15 protein-coding genes are annotated in these 18,476 nt (G+C 43.1%); 4 read left to right on the top strand and 11 right to left on the bottom strand.

The features are described from left to right. Positions 1-29: 29 nt before the first annotated feature. The gene (locus MKX41_RS10205; RefSeq protein ID WP_340970138.1) at positions 30-2,285 is read right to left on the bottom strand and encodes a type IA DNA topoisomerase; all 2,256 of its coding nucleotides are present in this window, start codon (positions 2,283-2,285) and stop codon (positions 30-32) included. A gap of 186 nt (positions 2,286-2,471) precedes the next feature. On the opposite strand from MKX41_RS10205, the gene MKX41_RS10210 reads away from it, so the two are divergent. Next, positions 2,472-3,335 (top strand): pentapeptide repeat-containing protein, encoded by an 864-nt coding sequence (locus MKX41_RS10210; RefSeq protein ID WP_340970140.1) that lies wholly within the window; start codon positions 2,472-2,474, stop codon positions 3,333-3,335. An 11-nt stretch (positions 3,336-3,346) separates the two neighbouring features. Here MKX41_RS10210 and MKX41_RS10215 read toward each other — a convergent pair whose 3' ends face one another. The 9 genes from MKX41_RS10215 to pdhA form a co-directional block, all read right to left on the bottom strand. After that, positions 3,347-5,062 (bottom strand): proline--tRNA ligase, encoded by a 1,716-nt coding sequence (locus MKX41_RS10215; RefSeq protein WP_340970142.1) that lies wholly within the window; start codon positions 5,060-5,062, stop codon positions 3,347-3,349. Positions 5,063-5,479: 417 nt separating this feature from the next. Continuing rightward, positions 5,480-6,967: a glutamate synthase subunit beta gene (locus MKX41_RS10220; protein WP_042188798.1), complete on the bottom strand. Its 1,488-nt coding sequence runs from the start codon at positions 6,965-6,967 to the stop codon at positions 5,480-5,482. A 230-nt stretch (positions 6,968-7,197) separates the two neighbouring features. After that, positions 7,198-7,689, bottom strand: coding sequence for a dihydrofolate reductase (locus MKX41_RS10225; RefSeq protein WP_149647325.1), 492 nt, complete (start codon positions 7,687-7,689; stop codon positions 7,198-7,200). Between the two features lie 53 nt (positions 7,690-7,742). Continuing rightward, on the bottom strand, positions 7,743-8,723 hold the full coding sequence (locus tag MKX41_RS10230) for a thymidylate synthase (RefSeq protein ID WP_042188802.1): 981 nt from the start codon (positions 8,721-8,723) through the stop codon (positions 7,743-7,745). Positions 8,724-8,830: 107 nt separating this feature from the next. After that, on the bottom strand, positions 8,831-9,805 hold the full coding sequence (locus tag MKX41_RS10235) for a S66 family peptidase (protein WP_042188804.1): 975 nt from the start codon (positions 9,803-9,805) through the stop codon (positions 8,831-8,833). Positions 9,806-9,983: 178 nt separating this feature from the next. Beyond that, complete coding sequence (gene lpdA / locus MKX41_RS10240) at positions 9,984-11,396, bottom strand: dihydrolipoyl dehydrogenase (RefSeq protein WP_042188806.1); 1,413 nt, start codon at positions 11,394-11,396, stop codon at positions 9,984-9,986. Between the two features lie 2 nt (positions 11,397-11,398). Continuing rightward, the gene (locus tag MKX41_RS10245; RefSeq protein ID WP_340970150.1) at positions 11,399-13,051 is read right to left on the bottom strand and encodes a 2-oxo acid dehydrogenase subunit E2; all 1,653 of its coding nucleotides are present in this window, start codon (positions 13,049-13,051) and stop codon (positions 11,399-11,401) included. A 110-nt stretch (positions 13,052-13,161) separates the two neighbouring features. Then, positions 13,162-14,139, bottom strand: coding sequence for an alpha-ketoacid dehydrogenase subunit beta (locus MKX41_RS10250; RefSeq protein ID WP_042188810.1), 978 nt, complete (start codon positions 14,137-14,139; stop codon positions 13,162-13,164). Between the two features lie 15 nt (positions 14,140-14,154). Then, positions 14,155-15,222, bottom strand: coding sequence for a pyruvate dehydrogenase (acetyl-transferring) E1 component subunit alpha (gene pdhA, locus MKX41_RS10255; RefSeq protein ID WP_042188812.1), 1,068 nt, complete (start codon positions 15,220-15,222; stop codon positions 14,155-14,157). A gap of 265 nt (positions 15,223-15,487) precedes the next feature. On the opposite strand from pdhA, the gene MKX41_RS10260 reads away from it, so the two are divergent. Next, positions 15,488-16,219: an alpha/beta hydrolase gene (locus MKX41_RS10260; protein ID WP_340970153.1), complete on the top strand. Its 732-nt coding sequence runs from the start codon at positions 15,488-15,490 to the stop codon at positions 16,217-16,219. 136 nt (positions 16,220-16,355) lie between these two features. Here the strand turns inward: MKX41_RS10260 and MKX41_RS10265 are convergent, their stop codons facing one another. After that, a complete protein-coding gene (locus MKX41_RS10265; RefSeq protein WP_076283779.1) occupies positions 16,356-16,820 on the bottom strand; it encodes a low molecular weight protein-tyrosine-phosphatase in 465 nt (154 codons plus the stop codon). Between the two features lie 161 nt (positions 16,821-16,981). Here MKX41_RS10265 and MKX41_RS10270 point away from each other — a divergent pair, with 161 nt between their 5' ends. Together MKX41_RS10270 and MKX41_RS10275 are read left to right on the top strand one after the other, a co-directional pair. Beyond that, complete coding sequence (locus MKX41_RS10270) at positions 16,982-17,623, top strand: thiamine diphosphokinase (RefSeq protein ID WP_076283550.1); 642 nt, start codon at positions 16,982-16,984, stop codon at positions 17,621-17,623. A gap of 326 nt (positions 17,624-17,949) precedes the next feature. Continuing rightward, a complete protein-coding gene (locus MKX41_RS10275) occupies positions 17,950-18,450 on the top strand; it encodes a C40 family peptidase (RefSeq protein ID WP_076283549.1) in 501 nt (166 codons plus the stop codon). The last annotated feature ends 26 nt before the right edge of the window (positions 18,451-18,476 follow it).

Genomic DNA, 18,476 nt, shown 5'->3' on the forward strand with positions numbered 1-18,476 from the left:
TTTACCGTACACACATTCTTTTGGATCGACTATGATTCAATTGCTAATTCGCCCGTATCCATATTTTGAAGCACTAGCTTGCCTTCCAGAGGTGTACCGTCTTCGCTGGTAAGCTTTAGCTTGCCCGTCCGACCTTTCTCAATCAACGCCTTCACTTGTGCATCCGTGAGTGTACGACCATGATTCTCTTTCCAAATCACGAATTTACAGCCTTCCTTGTAATGAGAGCAGCCGTAGCCTTTTTTACCCATAAAAATCATTCCACCGCAGCCGGGACGCGGACAGTTTCCAATGACCTTAGGTCCTGAATTGGCAGATTCCTCTTCACTACTTTCCTTGCGCTTTCGCGGCGCCGCAGGTTTGTCGGTGGTTTTACGAGATGTACTTCCAGCACTTCGCCCTTTAGCACTTGTATTGACAGAAGGCGTCTCCCCTTCAAAAGAGGTTTTGGACGCCCGGGATTGTACTCGTACTTTGTCTACGATCATGCAGGCGAATCTTTTTACATTCTCCATAAACTGCCCGTCCGACGCCGTTCCTCTCGATATTTCGTTCAAACGACGTTCCCATTGTCCGGTCATTTCCGGTGAAGTCAACAGCTCAATACCCGCTCCACGAATCAGCTCAATGGCTGTTCGTCCTTTTTGTGTGATGGCAATTTTTTTGCCCTGCATTTCGATGTATCCGACATTCTTCAGCCGTTCTATCGTTGCTGCACGGGTAGCCGGAGTTCCAAGCCCTGAATCCTTCATAGCATCGCGAAGCTCTTCATCCTCAATCTGCTTTCCGGCACTTTCCATCGCTCGAAGCAGCGTACCTTCTGTGTAATGCTTGGGTGGCTGAGTATCTTTCTCTTTAACAATAGTCTCACTACAAACCACTTCTTCTGCCGGAACAATAGAAAATGGTTCGTTCACTTCGATCTCTTCGTCCTCTTCGTCATCCTTGTTCTTACCCTTGGAAGTCTTCGCTTTATCCTTCTTCTGGTCCGCGTAAATGACCTTCCAGCCGAGGCTTAATAATTCCTTGACTGTGGTTTTGAACTTTTCCTCTTCTACCTCGGTCATCACCGTATGCACTTTATACTCCGCTGCCGGATAGAACTGAGACAAAAAACGCCGCACAATCAAATCATACAGCTTTCCTTCATCTGCACTAAGTCCTGATGCTTTACGATATGTAGGCAAAATCGCGTGGTGATCCTCAACCTTCGAGGGGTTGCAGATGAATTTATTCCCTTTATGAACGAGATTGCGATTCGCACCCTTCACCCACTCATCATAAGCCGTCCCTTGCAGCGCGGATAACGTCTTATGCATCTCAGGAATATTCTGTTCTGTAACATAGTTGGAGTTCGTCCGCGGATAAGAGATCACCTTATGCTTTTCATATAACGCTTGAGCAATATCAAGCGTCTTTTTTGCGGAAAAAGCGTACTTTCCATTCGCCTCACGCTGCAGCAGCGTTAAATCGTACAGCTTATTTGGATACTCTTTTGTTTCCTTAACCTCGTAAGACTCAATCCGGCCCGGTTTTCCTTTGACCTTGGCAGCTAGCGCCTCCGCCTTATCCCCGTCAGTCAGCCGATCCCCCTGCCACATGCCTTTATAGGTCATTTCATTCTGAGTAAAATGTCCCTCCACCTCAAAAAACTTTAGGGAAGAGAACGCCTCAATCGTCTTCTGTCGGTCGTAAATCAGCGCGAGTACGGGAGTTTGAACCCTACCCACGGACAGCAGCACATTATGCTTTGTAGTAAAAGCACGTGATCCGTTCATGCCGATGAGCCAATCCGCTTCACTGCGAGCTTTTGCTGCTTTCGTTAGATTCTCGTACTCCGATCCATCCTTCAGCTCCTGGAATCCTTTGCGAATGGTCTCTGGCGTCAGATCCGAGATCCACAACCGCTTCACAGGATGCTCCAGCTTCAAATGTCGTTGAATGAGTGAAAAGATATGCTGCCCTTCTCGCCCGGCATCGCATGAATTCACTAGAAGATCGCTACGTTTCGCAAGATCTCCAATTACCTTGAGCTGGTCGATTGTCCGCGCATTAGGAACCAGTTTGAACTGGTCTGGAATAATGGGCAGATCATTAATATTCCACTTTTTGTATTTGACATCATAAGCATCCGGCTCGGCCAAACCGATTAGATGCCCTATTGCCCAAGTAATAATGTACTGCTCCCCTTCAAGATAGGAACGGTAATTTTTGGCCTTCGGTTCTATTGCGGCGGCGATATTCCGCCCCATATCCGGTTTCTCCGCAATAATGAGTGTCTTCAAAAACAATCGCTCCTTACCTTTTCGTTCTTAAGTCCAAAATGCGTCCAGTATTCTATTATACCATTAACCTCGGTTTTTTTTAATGGATTGGTTAGTAGGCCTAGGTAAAATTCAGACTTCCCTTTGTCTTTTCTATGAATTAGAATAGTTTGGTAAACGAGTTTTATATATCGGAGGAATCAAAACGTGTCTGAAAATCACAAATTTACAGAACCTTATAAGGACAAAAACGGTCACTATTTAAAAGCAGAATGTGAGAGCTGCTTCGGATTGTGCTGTTCCGCACTACCTTTTTCAGCTTCAGTGGATTTTGCTATGGATAAAGCAGCTGGCCAGCCGTGCCATAACCTACAATCAGACTTTCGCTGTGGTGTACATACAGATTTAAGAGCGCTTGGATTTCGTGGTTGTACTGTATATGACTGTTTTGGGGCTGGGCAAAAGCTTTCTCAGGTTACTTATACCGGTGAGGACTGGCGGAAGAATCCAAAAACTGCAAAGCAAATGTTCGAGGTATTTACGGCCATGTGGCATTTGCACGAATTGCTATGGTACTTAAATGAATCATTGGACTTAGATATAACCCATTCAATACATGTTGAGCTGCAAACAGCACTCGATGAGACGGAACAACTCACTTTACTTAACCCTGATTCTCTACAGAAGGTGAATGTTGACGCTCATCGAGCAAAGATTAATCTGTTACTGCTGCAAGTCAGTGAACTTGTGCGTACTGAGGCTCGTCGTAAACTTAAAAAAGCATCGAGAACTTTCAGCCGTGGTGCTGACCTTGTCGGCGCAAATCTTAAAAATGCAGATCTCAGGGGCGCCAACCTGAGGGGAGCCTATTTGATTGCCGCTGACCTTAAAGGCGCTAATCTTAGAGGTGCAGATCTTATTGGTGCAGATTTCCGTGACACTGACCTTAGGGGCGCTGATCTATCAGAGTGCATTTTTCTAACTCAGGGTCAGATTAATGCGGCAATAGGTGATGATCTCACAAAGTTACCTCCAGCACTTTCCCGCCCTGAACAATGGCTTTCAGTTTGAGTTATAGAAGTTTAATTCAGCTGCGAAAAGAATTCTTGGATACGAGAAACTGCTTCTAACTTTTCTAAGACTTCTTTACCCGCAGCGGAGGCTCTTTCTAGATACTCCACCCTACCTTGTGCAGCCTCCTTACCAACTACTAGCGTTACGGGTATACCAATCAAACTTGAATCCTTAAATTTAACGCCAGCACGTTCATCCCTATCATCTAGAAGCGTCTCAAAACCGAGCTTAGTAAGTTGATTATAAAGCTCCTCTGCAACTTCCAGTTGCTCCGAGTCCTTTATGGACATGATCAAAATATGAACCTGATAAGGTGCTAATGCAACTGGCCACATTATTCCTTGATCATCATGATTCTGTTCTACAATTGCGGACAATAGTCGCGAGATTCCAATTCCGTAACAACCCATGATCATAGGCTGACTTTTGCCTGAACGATCTAAAAAGGAAGCTCCAAGCTTCTCACTGTATTTGGTACCTAATTTAAAGACATGTCCGATTTCAATGCCTTGATGAAAATGAAGAACGCCATCCTCGCAATGTGGACAAGCTTCTCCTTCCGCTACATTGCGAAAATCCCCCACATGCTCAAGCCCAAAATCTCTACCAGGTACAACATTACGGAAGTGATAATCTTTTTCTCCTGCTCCCGTCGTACCTTCCGTCATCTCAGCAACTGCGGCATCAACTAGTACAGTTAATTGAAGTCCCACAGGCCCCACAAACCCACTCTCTACACCCGTTAAGGATTTCACAGCTTCATAGTCAGCAAGACCGATCTCCATCGCTCCGATATATTTACTCACTTTTATCTCATTAACTTCATGATCTCCTCGAACCACTACAGCAAAGAATTGTCCGCTACCTTCGTAGATCAATGTTTTCATAATCTGCTCTGGCTGGATCTCCAACTCCTGCTCTAATTGATCAATTGTACGTAAATTTGGAGTATGGAATTTCTCTATCGCTGGTACTTCGAAATTCATTTCCTTCTTAACAGGACGCACAGCTGCTGCCTGTTCCAGATTGGCTGCGTAATCGCAAGAGGAACATACCGCAATCGTATCTTCCCCGATATCAGCCAGTGCCATAAATTCATGGCTGCCCCCTTCTCCGCCAATTGCACCAGAATCTGCATGAACAGCTCTGAACTTCAATCCACATCGCTTAAATATCCGGTGATAAGCATCGAACATTTGGTGGTATGATTTATCAAGTCCTTCTGAGCTTATGTCAAAAGAGTACGCATCCTTCATCAAGAACTCTCTTCCTCTTAGCAATCCGGAACGTGGTCGCCGTTCATCTCGAAACTTAGTCTGAATTTGATACACGGTAACAGGAAGCTTACGATAGGAGCTGATCTCATTCCGCACAAGAGAGGTTACTACTTCTTCATGCGTTGGACCGAGAATGAATTCCCGCTCATGACGATCCTTAAAAGTCATCAACTCCTTACCATAAACATCATAACGTTCTGATTCCTTCCAAAGTTCCGCAGGCTGCATGGATGGCATTAAAATCTCCTGCGTTCCGGAAAGATCCATCTCTTCTCTCACAATCGCTTCTATCTTTCGCAGAACCCGCCGTCCAAGTGGTAAATAGGTATATACTCCAGCAGCTAATTGACGGATATACCCCGCACGCAGCAGTAGCTGATGACTGTTTGTCTCCGCTTCCGAAGGCACCTCACGCAGTGTTGTTAATAATAAATTGCTTTGTCGCATCTTAAATACCCTCCCCCAGAAATTATCTCTCTAAATGCAAAAAGACACATTCGTCAGGGACGAATGTGTCGTGATACCACCCTTATTCAACTGCCAGCTCAGCATACAATCCATTCTTATTTGGCAATCCTCAAATCGGATAACGGTCGATTCCGGTAGCGGGTTAGTAGATACTATCGCTACAGCTACCAAGGCAGGATACCACTCACACGTGTTTGAGGAACCTTTCACCCGGTGGGTTCCCTCTCTGTTCTAACGCTTCTTGAATCGTAGATCCTTGGTCAATGCTTTTATCATGTGTATTTAATTTATATGATACTGATATCTACGTCAAGCATCGCTTTATTTAAAAAACCGTTTCTCCAGCAGGTAAACTGCTTTTGAAACGGCTTATTAGACAATTATTATCTTAACGTTTTAAACAAGAACGGTTGAACCCATCAGGTATTTATCCACTTCACGCGCAGCTTCGCGTCCTTCGTTGATGGCCCATACAACCAAGCTTTGACCACGTCTCATATCGCCAGCAGCAAATACTTTATCCACGTTCGTATTGAATTTACCATAACGAGCTTTCACATTGGAACGACGATCTGTCTCAAGATCAAGCTCTTGAATAATATCTTGTTCTGGCCCATCAAAACCGATGGCTATCAAAGCTAATTGAGCAGGATACACAGCTTCGGTACCTGGAACAGGTTGATAGATCTTACGACCTGTCTCATCCACGATCCGGCGGATCTGTACAGTATGCAGCTCTTTCAAGTTACCTTCATCATCACCAACAAATTTAGTAGTCATGATAGAGAACTCACGCGGGTCATCCCCAAATATGGCTTTAGCTTCTTCTTGCGCGTAGTCTAGGCTATATACATTCGGGAATTGTGGCCAAGGGTTAGCAATCGGATCACGCTGAAGAGGTGCTTTTTCATGTGTACCAAATTGAGTGATACTGCTGCAGCCATGACGAAGTGCTGTAGCAACACAGTCAGATCCAGTATCACCGCCACCCAAGACGATCACGTCTTTACCTTCAGCAGATACATAGTTGCCATCTTCAAGATTGGAATTCAAATAGCTCTTAATCGTACCATTTAAATAGTCCATGGCGTACATAACACCCTTAAGCTCACTGCCTTCAACGTTAAAACGACGTGCCTTTGTAGCTCCACCACACAGAACAACCGCATCATACTCATCCACTAGCTGTTGAGCAGGAATATCCTTGCCAATCTCTGTATTCACTACAAAATTAATACCTTCTGCAGCTAATAAATCTACACGACGTTGAACAACTCTCTTATCGAGTTTCATAGTGGGAATGCCATATGTCAGCAGCCCGCCGATGCGGTCACTGCGTTCAAATACAGTTACTGTATGTCCAGCCTTATTAAGTTGAGCTGCTGCTGCGAGTCCAGCAGGTCCAGAGCCTACGATTGCAATCTTTTTGCCTGTACGTTTCTCTGGAGGATTAGGTACAACCCAGCCTTCTTCAAAGCCCTTATCAATAATAGCTAACTCAATGGTCTTAATGGTCACCGGCTGTCCAATTAGACCCACAGTGCAAGAGCCTTCGCAAGGAGCAGGACAAATGCTTCCAGTAAACTCAGGGAAATTATTCGTCTTATGCAGACGTTCCAGGGCTTCTTTCCAGAGTCCGCGGTACACCAAATTATTCCACTCTGGAATTAGATTATGAACTGGACAACCCGAGGTTCCTCCAGCCATATCAATTCCTGTATGACAATACGGCGTTCCGCAATCCATGCAGCGCGCTCCTTGTGTCTGAAGCTCGTCCTCGGATAAATGATGGTGGAACTCCTCCCAGTCTTTTACCCGCTGCTCAGGATCCCGATCACCTGGGAGCTGCCGTTTATACTCCATAAAACCTGTAGGTGTAGACATGTTTACGTTTCCCCCATCCGTTCTCTTCGTGTTGAAGTATAGTACATTGTAGCATATTGCGGCTTCGTATGGTCGTGAGCAGCGCAATGAAGTACCTGCACATTCTATACCTGTAGATTATCATTTCTAATTTTAATTATAGTAGCACTCATTACTTTTGCACAGTAATGGATTAATCTACTGATTTTTTGTACTATTTCACATGTTATGTCAGAGAAAACGTTTTATTGCTATTCCGTACGTTCATAAACAAGAAAACGGTAATCATACGGATTCTTTTCATCACGAATTCCCTTCTTATTGGAAACTTCTTTCCACACACTCCAGTCAATATCAGGAAACCGGGTATTCCCTTCAAAATCCTGTTCAATTTGCGTTAACATCAACTTGTCAGCATACGGCAACATCAGCTTATAAATTTCCGCACCGCCGATCACCATCAGCTCATCGTCTTTTCTACCCTCGCTGAGAGCTTCCTCAAGCGTGTGTACAACCTCTGCACCTTCAGGAGCATAATCAGTATCTCTAGTCATAATTAAGCTTGTTCTGCCCTTTAGAGGCTTCCCTCCGAGCGAATCCCACGTTTTGCGGCCCATAAGCATTCTCTTTCCCAGTGTTTCTGCTTTGAAATAAGCGAAATCAAGCGGTAAATGCCAAGGCATATCATTATCTTTTCCAATAACATGATTGGTGCCCATTGCCCATATTAAGCTAATACTCATGATACACGCTCCTTCCTACCTATATAGATCAAAAAATCTTGATAACCATTAATTTATACTGCGATCGGAGCTTTTATCGAAGGATGCGGATTGTACCCTTCAATGATAAGGTCTTCCAGCTCGATATCAAAAAGTGATTTCTTATTTGAATTAATAACCAAGGTAGGCAATGGTCTTAAATCTCTTGATAATTGCTCTTTAACTTGATCAACATGGTTTGAATAGATATGTGCATCACTAATGCTATATACAAACTCGCCTACTTCTAGACCACACTCATGTGCTATTAAATGTGTAAGTAAGGAGTAAGACGGGATATTGAAGTTAGCTCCAAGAAAAGAGTCAGCGCTGCGCTGCAGCAAGTGACAGCTTAATTTACCATTTGCAACATAGAACTGGAACATAACGTGGCAAGGTGGTAACGCTGCTTTACTCCCTTTTGCCCCAGCATTTATAACATCTTCCGGGTTCCATGCGCTTACAATTAAACGACGAGAATCAGGATTTGTTTTGATCTGATGAATTACATCTTGTAATTGGTCAATGGATTCACCCGTAGAAGATGTCCAATTTCGCCATTGCTTACCATAAACATTCCCTAGGTCACCATGCTTCGCTGCGAACGCATCATCTTCTAAGACACGATCACAAAATGCTTTCATCTCTGCTTGATAAACTTGATTGAAGTCTTCATCAATTAAACAACGATTCCCGAAATCAGTCATATCTGGACCTGTATATTCGTCTGATTCAACCCATCTTTTGAAAGCCCATTCATCCCAAATATGATTATTATTTTTCAATAAATAACGAATGTTTGTGTCGCCTTTAATAAACCATAATAATTCACTTGCGATTAAACGGAACGGTGTCCGTTTTGTTGTAAATAATGGGAAGCCTTTTGATAAATCAAATCGCATTTGATAACCAAATACACTAATAGTACCCGTTCCGGTACGATCTTCTTTTTTTACACCATTATCTAAAATATATTGTAAAAAATTCAAATAGGTTTGTTCTAACTCATTATTCAAATTACTGCACCTCCGTAATATTTCACCTCATATATTATATCTGAAAAATCCGATTTTTGTAGAAGGTAAGATATTTTTTAAATTTATTTAATAATCTGAGGAATTCACTACTCCGATATTCTTAACTCTACTCTAACCCCATAAGCACGAAGTGAGGCTTGTCCACCTACAGGGAAAGTAATCATAGGGGATGTATGTCCAAAGTCCACGTCTGCAATGACAGGAATGTCTGATAGCTCTTCTTTCGAAGTTATGATTTTGATCAACAGTTCTTTAGTCATACGTGATCCTTGTTGGAATCTGCCAATAACCAATCCTTTAACATGTTGAAAATCTGGTTGATGAATCAGCGATTGTAAATCCCTATCAAAGGTTGCAGGCGATGACTCATAATCATCCTCAAGAAATAATATCGAATTTTTTAAACTTGGCATATACTCCGTTCCCTGCAAAAGATTTAGTGTACAGAGGTTCCCACCGATAATTGTCCCTTTCGCTTCTCCATCATTGATAATGAACGGACCTTCATTTCTGATAAATACACGGTTCTCCTGGTCCAGATACCACTCATCATCACTCCAATGCTTCGAAGGCCTCACCACTATTTCTTTGTTGTCCATCATCAGCTTACGGAAATATTCGGTGGTATATTCATTGTCGTGAAGCATTGCGAAGCTAGAAAAATGTGGTCCTGAATATGTAACTAATCCTGTTTTAGCATAGATTGCATTACTTAAAGCAGTAATATCCGAATACCCGCATAATCGTTTAGGATGCTCTGCAATGATGGAATAGTCGATATAACGTAGCAGTTGATTGCTATTAAAGCCTCCAATGGTCGTAAGAATCCCTTTAACATTCGGATCTAAAAAAGCTTCGTGCAAATCCTCTATTCTAGAATCGATCGATGAGGAAACAAAATCATCCTTCTCAAAAGAATTTACGGAAAATGATATCCGAAAACCTAATTTTTGCAGCTGTTCTTTGGCAATTTTCCTTTGTTCAGCAGCGATTAACGACAGACTTCTGGCAGGTGAGATGATTCGCAACTCATCACCAGGCTTTAACTTATTGGGTTTCATCATTTGTCCTCCCTATATAAGTTTTTAAAATACGGATGAATGATTTTATAGTGTATTCGCTCAAATTGTTTCATCTCCCCCCATTATATCTTTTTTCAAAAAAGTGGAAAACTCAAAAAGGCGAAACGCAAATGCGTTCCGCCTTTTTTGTGCCTGCTAGAGCAATTGGGTAGAGAAATTATTTCATTACGTGAATAGGGTGACCTTCAACCAGTTCAGCAGCTTCCATGACGATTTCGCCAAGGGTTGGATGCGCATGAATAGTCAAAGCGATATCTTCAAGTGTTGCGCCCATTTCAATTGCCAAACCAAGTTCAGCGATCAAGTTAGAAGCTTCGATACCAACGATTTGTGCACCAAGCACAAGATTGTTTTCGGAGTTAGCAACAATTTTGATGAAACCTTCTGGGCTGTTCAAAGATACGGCGCGGCCATTCCCTGCAAATGGGAACTTACCAGCTTTCACTTTGTAGCCTTTGTCTTTCGCTTCTTTCTCAGTCAAACCAACGCTTGAGCATTCAGGATCTGTAAACACAACTGCTGGGATGACTTTGTAGTCAACAACAGATGTAAGTCCTGCAATCGCTTCTGCGGCAATCTTACCTTCGTAAGAAGCTTTGTGAGCCAACGCCAGACCTGGAACAACGTCGCCGATAGCGAAGATGTTAGGAATGCTTGTGCGACCTTGGTGATCGACTTTGATCAATCCACGCTCGTCGAGCTCAAGACCGATCAGGTCTAGTCCAAGTTCACCATCAGTGTTAGGACGACGGCCTACAGTTACAAGCAAGTAATCCGCAGTAACTTCTTTGGATTCGCCACCAACAGAATATTTCACGGTAACTTCCTTGTCGTTCTGTACAGCACTTTCAGCTTTAGCGTTAGTTACGATTTCGATGCCAGTTTTAGCCATGTTTTTCGCAACAAGACGAGTCATATCTTTATCAAAGCCTGGAAGTACAGTATCCAAACCTTCGATGATTGTTACTTTAGTACCGAATTTGGAGTACATTTGGCCAAGCTCAGCGCCGATGTAACCACCACCGATTACGATCATGCTCTTCGGAATTTCTGGAAGCTCAAGAGCTTCAGTCGAAGACAGAATGCGTCCACCGAATGGGAAAGGTTTCAGTTCAATCGGACGGGAACCTGTTGCAATGATACAGTGTTTGAAGCGGTAACGTGGGGATTCATGATCATTGAACACACGTGCTTCTGTGTCGCTGATAAACATGCATTCGCCGTTAAATACTTCAATTTTGTTGCCTTTCATCAAGCTAGTCACGCCGCTAGTCATTTTCTTAACTACGCCGTTTTTGAACTCTTGAGTTTTGGCAAAATCCACTTTAACGTTCTCAGCAGTAACACCGAAAACTTCACCATGCTTAGCAGATTCGAACTGATGTGCAGCAGCAATCAGTGCTTTAGAAGGAATACATCCACGGTTCAAACATACACCGCCGAGTTCCGATTTATCCACGATGAGGACTTTTTGGCCGAGCTGGGCGGCACGAATTGCCGCCACATACCCACCAGGACCTGCACCAATGACCAATGTGTCAATATCTAGAGAAGCGTCTCCTACTACCATAATTATACCTCCATAACCAGCAGCTCAGGATTATTGAGCAGCGATTTAATGTAGTTCATAAAGTTTTGAGCAGTCGCACCATCGATAATACGGTGGTCAAAGCTGAGTGACAACGCCATTACAGGAGCAACTACGATTTCACCATTCTTAACTACTGCTTTTTCACTGATACGGCCAGTTCCGAGGATAGCCACTTCAGGGAAGTTAATGATTGGAGTAAAGAACATACCGCCAGCAGAACCAATGTTACTGATGGAGATCGTGCTGCCCTTCATTTCGTTAGCAGACAATTTACCGTCACGACCACGAACTGCAAGGTCAGTGATGCTGCTAGCGATCATCCAGATGCTCTTACGGTCAGCATCTTTGATAACTGGAACGATCAAGCCGTTTGGTGTATCAGTAGCGATACCGATGTTGTAGTATTTCTTGTAAACAATCTCGCCTGCTTCTTCATCAATCATAGCGTTAAGAGCTGGGAATTGACGGGAAGCTGCAACCAATGCTTTAACAATGAACGGAAGGTAAGTAACCTTAACGCCTTTTTTCTCAGCGATTGGCTTCATACGTGTACGGAATGCTACCAGTTCAGTAACATCTACTTCGTCCATAATTGTAACGTGAGGTGCAGTGTAAGCCGATTTAACCATTGCATTGGCGATCGCTTTACGAATGCCCTTGTAAGGTACACGTTCTTCTTCAAGACTAACATTACCGCTCGCTGCTGCAGATGTTGCTTTAGCTTCAGTTTTAGTAGCCTTAGGAGCTTCAGAAGCTGCCGCTGCAGGTGTTGCCGCTGCCGCAGGTGCTGAACCACCTTTCAAGAATGCTTCAACGTCTTCACGAGTGATTTTGCCGCCTTTTCCAGTTCCGTTCACTTTAGAGATATCCACTTTTTGCTCACGAGCAAATTTACGAACGCTTGGTGTAGCCAACACATCACGGTCAGGCGCAGGCGCTGCACTAACAGATCCACCTTGTTTAGCATCAGATGGGCTAGTTGCTGCAGGGGAAGAAGTGGTATTTGCACTTCCTTTTGCTGCATCTGCTTCTGCGGAAGCATGACCTGCTTGTTCAGGAACGTCACCTTCTGCAGCAATGATAGCTACAACATCGCCAACACGGCATACTTGACCATCTTTAGTCAGAACTTCCAACACAGTACCGTTCACTGGACAAGGAACCTCAACTACTGCCTTGTCATTTTGAACTTCCATGATGATATCATCATCGGTTACTTTGTCACCGGCTTTGATATGCATTTTGATGATTTCACCTTCATGCAGACCTTCACCCAGTTCTGGGAACCGATATTCAAAGTTCGCTGATTTAGCATTCGCAGGAGCTGGTGCAGCAGGTGCAGGTGCAGCTGGAGCTTCTTCAGCAGCATGACCTTCTTGCTCAGGCACGTCGCCCTCAGCTTCGATAATAGCTACAACTTCGCCAACACGGCAAACTTGGCCATCTTTAGTCAAAACTTCCAACACGGTACCGTTCACTGGACAAGGCACCTCAACTACCGCCTTATCATTTTGAACTTCCATTACGATATCATCATCCGTTACCTTGTCACCGGCTTTGATATGCATTTTGATGATTTCACCTTCATGCAAACCTTCACCTAGTTCAGGGAATCGGTATTCAAACTTTGCCACTTTGAAAACCTCCTTGTGAAATTGGGACTGACCTTATGGTTAGAATTCAGAAGAAGAAACGACGTTGTCATCCATAAAGGATGACAACCGTTTCTCATAGAAAAAATATTTTAGAAATCCAAAACTTTCTTCACGCCTGCGATAATACGCGCAGGGTTTGGAAGCCATGTATCTTCAATTTGTGCGAATGGATATACTGTGTCCGGACCTGCGATCCGAAGAACAGGTGCTTCCAAGTGCAGCAATGCTTTTTCGTTAATTTGTGCAATAACCTCAGCAGCAACACCGGAGCTCTTTTGAGCTTCTTGTACTACGATAGCACGGTTAGTCTTCTTCACAGACGCTACAATAGTGTCGATGTCGATTGGACTTACAGTACGAAGGTCAATAATTTCAACGTTAATGCCTTCTTTTTCGAGTTGCTCGGCTGCTTTGGTAGCTGTATGTACCATCAGCCCGTAAGTAATGATAGATACATCAGCACCTTCACGTACTACGTTAGCTTTGCCAAGTTCAACAGTGTATTCACCTTCTGGCACTTCAGCACGGAATGCATGGTATAGGTTCAAATGCTCCATGAAGAATACAGGGTCATTGTCGCGGATAGACGCGATAAGAAGTCCCTTAGCATCATATGGGTTTGAAGGAATTACTACTTTAATACCCGGGCTTTGTGCAATCAAACCTTCGAGTGAATCTGTATGAAGCTCAGCAGCCTTAACTCCGCCACCAAAAGGAGTACGGAATACGATTGGAGCATTATATTTACCGCCAGAACGCCAGCGCAGACGTGCCGCTTGAACAACGATCTGATCAAGTGCTTCAAAGATAAAACCAACGAATTGAATTTCTGCAATTGGGCGGAAGCCTTGTACACCAAGACCAAATGCCAGACCACCGATAGCGGACTCAGCTAGTGGAGTATCAAAAATACGATCTTCGCCAAATTCCTTTTGCAGCCCTTCCGTTACACGGAAAACGCCACCTACATTACCAACATCCTCTCCGAAGATAAGAACGTTAGGGTCACGATTCAGTTCAACGCGCATCGCGTCGCGGATCGCTTCTTTCATATTCATTTGTGCCATTGCCTGATATCCCCCTTATTCAAAATCGGCTTTTTGCTCTTCCAGATGTTTAGGTGTTACTTCGAACATGCTGTCGATCAAGCCAGGTATAGTCATTTTTTCGGTTTGTTCAGCTTTTTTAATCTGCTCGTTAACAGTAGCTTTCGCTTCGTCTTTCACGCGCAGCGTATCTTCTTCAGTCCAAAGACCTTTCTTCTCCAAATACTTGGCAAGACGGTTGATTGGATCCTTTTCGCTCCATTGTCCTTCTTCTTCTTTCGAACGATATTTACTTGCATCGTCAGAAAGGGAGTGTGGACGGAAACGGTAAGTTACAGCTTCGATCAATGTAGCACCTTCGCCATTACGTGCACGCTCAGCAGCGTCACGAACAGCACTGATTACTGCAAAGATGTCCATGCCGTCAACTTTAATTCCCGGGATACCAGCTGCAACCGCTTTGTGAGCGATCGATTTGGAAGCTGTTTGTTTTGCGAATGGAGTCGTAATCGCGTAACCGTTGTTTTGAACAAAGAAGATAACAGGCAGTTTAAAGCGACCAGCAAAGTTCAAGCCTTCATAGAAGTCGCCTTCAGAAGAACCGCCATCACCAGTGTAAGTAATTGCAACACTCTTTTGTTTCTTCAATTTAAAGCCCATTGCAATTCCTGTAGCGTGCAGGATTTGCGCGCCGATGATAATTTGTGGCATCAATACATTAACGCCATCAGGAATAGCTCCACCATGTTGGTGTCCACGGGAATATAAGAATGCTTGGTACAATGGAAGTCCGTGCCATACTAGCTGCGGAATATCACGGTAGCCTGGGCATAAGAAGTCTTCTTTCTCCAAAGCGTACTCGCTACCAATCATAGTAGCTTCTTGACCGGATACCGGTGCGTAGAAACCAAGACGGCCTTGACGACCAAGATTTACTGCACGATCATCCCAAGTACGGGTAAATACCATACGATACATAATTTCTTTCAGTTGATCGTCGGTTAAATCAGGCATTTTATCCTTGTTGATAATTTCTCCATCCGGGGAAAGTACCGTTAGAGCCTCGACGTCCTCTGTATACACTTCATAAGGAACTTTACTCATTATCTTCACCTCAATAAAAAAATTTGAATATCAGCTGCCTCTGTTATAATATTATTATACACCTGTTTGGTTACTTTCGTCAAAGAAATACTTATAAAATTTATATTCCTTTAAATTTTGTATGTATAACAGGTGATTTATTTTTATATAACAGTTTAAAGCTTTTGGAACAAGTAAATGATTAATCACACAGTTACTCAGCTATTCATTTTAGAGCAAACCGTTGTGTATTGCAAAATTCGACAAGAAAGGTGACGTGGCAACTATGAGCGATTCTGTTTTTCTGAAACGCACAATTGTAAAAGAAACGCTTTGGAGTAAACATCTGCAGGAGGAACGTAAATTACGCATCTATCTTCCTCCCGGCTACAACGAAGTCTTGAGCTACCCAGTGGTGTACTGCCAAGACGGCGAAGAGTTCTTTAACTTTGGCCGTATCGCTACACTCGCTGGACGTCTTATTATAGAAGAAGACGTGGAGCCCTTCATCATTGTTGGTGTCGAAGTAAACGTCGCTGTTCGGACTCAAGAATACGCTCCTTTTGGAAGCAGATTCAAGCAGTACTTATCTTGCTTTTCCGAAGAGATTATTCCCTTCATTGAACAAAAATATCCTGTGCGCCGTACTCCGGACGAACGAATCTTAGCAGGCGACTCCCTTGGGGGCAGTGTATCGCTCCACCTTGCACTTGCTTATCCTGCGATCTTCACACGTATCATCAGCCTTTCCGGTGCATTCTATCCTGAATCCCGCGACATGCTGGCTAAAGAAGAGGATCTCTCCTGGCTCAACATTAATATGGTCGTTGGTCTGCAGGAAACAGACTACAAAACGGATACTGGCATTTATGATTTTGTTCAGATGAATCGAGAAACAAAAACATTGCTTGAATTACGCGGAGCAACCGTATCCTACCGAGAGAAAGACGGACTTCATCTCTGGGGCTTCTGGCAGAAAGAGCTACCAGAATCTCTACTCTATTTCTTAAACGCATAATGACCTATTGATAGTAGTAAATAGTGAACATCTAAAGAACAGTATGTAGATTACTTGATTGCGCTTACAGTTAAATCCAGCAATTTCCCTCGATTTACCATATGAATCATACAGAGAGAGCTGTAATCCGAATGGGTTACAGCTTTTCTCTTATCATTCTTTCCAGCAATATGTCACAGCCCGCGTTGATCAAATCATATACCTGTTCAAAATTACCTGTAAAATACGGATCCGGTACTTCGCGCAGCTCCTCCTCAGGCAATAAATCCATGAAGAACATTAGCTCGGCGTCTTTCCCGCCTGGAATCTTCCGAACATTCTCTCCATTAGACTTGTCCATGCAGACGATATAGTCAAATTTTTGAAAATCTTCACTGTCGACTAGCCGCGCTAACATGTTCTCATAGCTAATGTCGTTCTGATCAAGGATACGTCTTGTTCCTTCATGCGGCTCTTTTCCTATATGCCAATCTCCAGTTCCCGCTGAGTCTACAAGAATCTTATCAGATAGTTCTCGTTCATTAATCTTATGCCGCAGAACAGCCTCCGCCATTGGTGATCGACAAATATTACCCAGACATACAAACAGTACTCTTACGATTTTGTTCACCTCCCGTTGTTAAACCTAATTATATGTGAATTTATACTCAAAAGATCGCACACTCTCATTTTAGCGTTCTCGAGGTCAATTGTGCAACCTTTCGATCTGCATTATACTGGACAGGATACTCAACAAGAGGTTTAAGAGGAGGGATGGATGTTATGTCATCCAAACGAGTCGTAATTTTTGCAGGTGGAGAACTGTCTCCAGAATATTTCAACCTATTAGATGAAGATGATTTTATTATCGGTGCGGATCAGGGAGCGCTATTTCTCATTTCACACGGATATACACCAGATATAGCAGTAGGTGATTTTGATTCCGTTTCGCCTGAAGCGCTTCAAGATATTGAATCCAAAAGCAAGAAGACTATCACCTGTGATGCCGTGAACAAAGATTTGACAGATAGTGAGATGGCGCTAGATATTGCGATGGATCAGCAACCCGATTCTATTCTACTATTAGGTGTTACAGGTACTCGAATTGACCACTCCCTGGCTAGCATTCAAATGATGACAAGAGCCCTACAACGTCAAATCAACTGCTACGTCATGGACACGCATAACTATATAACCCTTACAGGATCCCAAGCAGTTATCAACGATTTAGGCTATACCTACGTTTCTTTACTGCCTTTAACCCCAGAAGTATCGGGTATTACCTTAGAAGGATTTCAATATCCATTGACTAACGCTACACTAAAGCTTGGACAATCACTTGGTGTGAGTAACAAACTGGTTTCATCCTCAGGGACGGTTACCATTCGAAGTGGATTGTTGCTGATCATTCAGAGTAAAGACTAGATACATAGAGATCATGTTTAACGTAAAAATGCTACTTTTTTATAGTTTAGAAACATCATTGTAACTTTTATCTCAAATTCGAAAAAGCCGTAAAAACTCTTTTGTACCAAGGGTTTTCCGGCTTTTTTAAGATCCTATTACATCAAATTATTAATTTTTTGTAACTTTTAATGAATTTTTAATAAAACGCTTACAACCCATACCCAGCCTCACTTTATTGCACCTCTTCCAATTTTTATGTCATAGATAACCTGCTATACTACGAATCAGGCAAGCAAGACAGACAAACACAACAACAAAGACTAACACCTTGGAGGTAATACAACATGAATAAACAACAATGGATTAAAAAAGCGATTGTTATAGGTATGGTTACTACAATGGGCTTGGGTACAATGATGGCAACAGGCGTAGGCGCAACGAAAGTTGAAGCAGCTTCCGTATCTAAAGGTCAAAGCGTAGTGAATCTCGGGAAGAAATATATGGGAGTGCCTTACAAGTTCGGTGCATCCACTTCTACTACTAAAGTTTTTGACTGCTCTTCTTTTACAAAATACATCTTTAAACAATATAACGTAACACTGCCTCGTACGGCTGCAGCGCAATCAAAAGTAGGAACAGCCGTATCTAAAGCGAATCTTCGTGTAGGCGATCTCGTATTCTTCTCCAGCGGTAGCAGAGCAACTGGTAAAAACGTAACTCACGTTGCTGTTTATGCCGGCAATGGTAAAATTCTGCACACTTACGGCAAACCTGGTGTTACGATTTCCGATCTTAACTCCGGTACTTGGAAAAAAACATATTTAAAGGCTCGCCGCGTACTGTAAACAACGACTCTGTAGTAGAGTTCAAA

It is taken from the genome of Paenibacillus sp. FSL R5-0475, assembly GCF_038004585.1.
In the GTDB taxonomy this organism is placed as follows: Bacteria; Bacillota; Bacilli; order Paenibacillales; family Paenibacillaceae; genus Paenibacillus_AQ.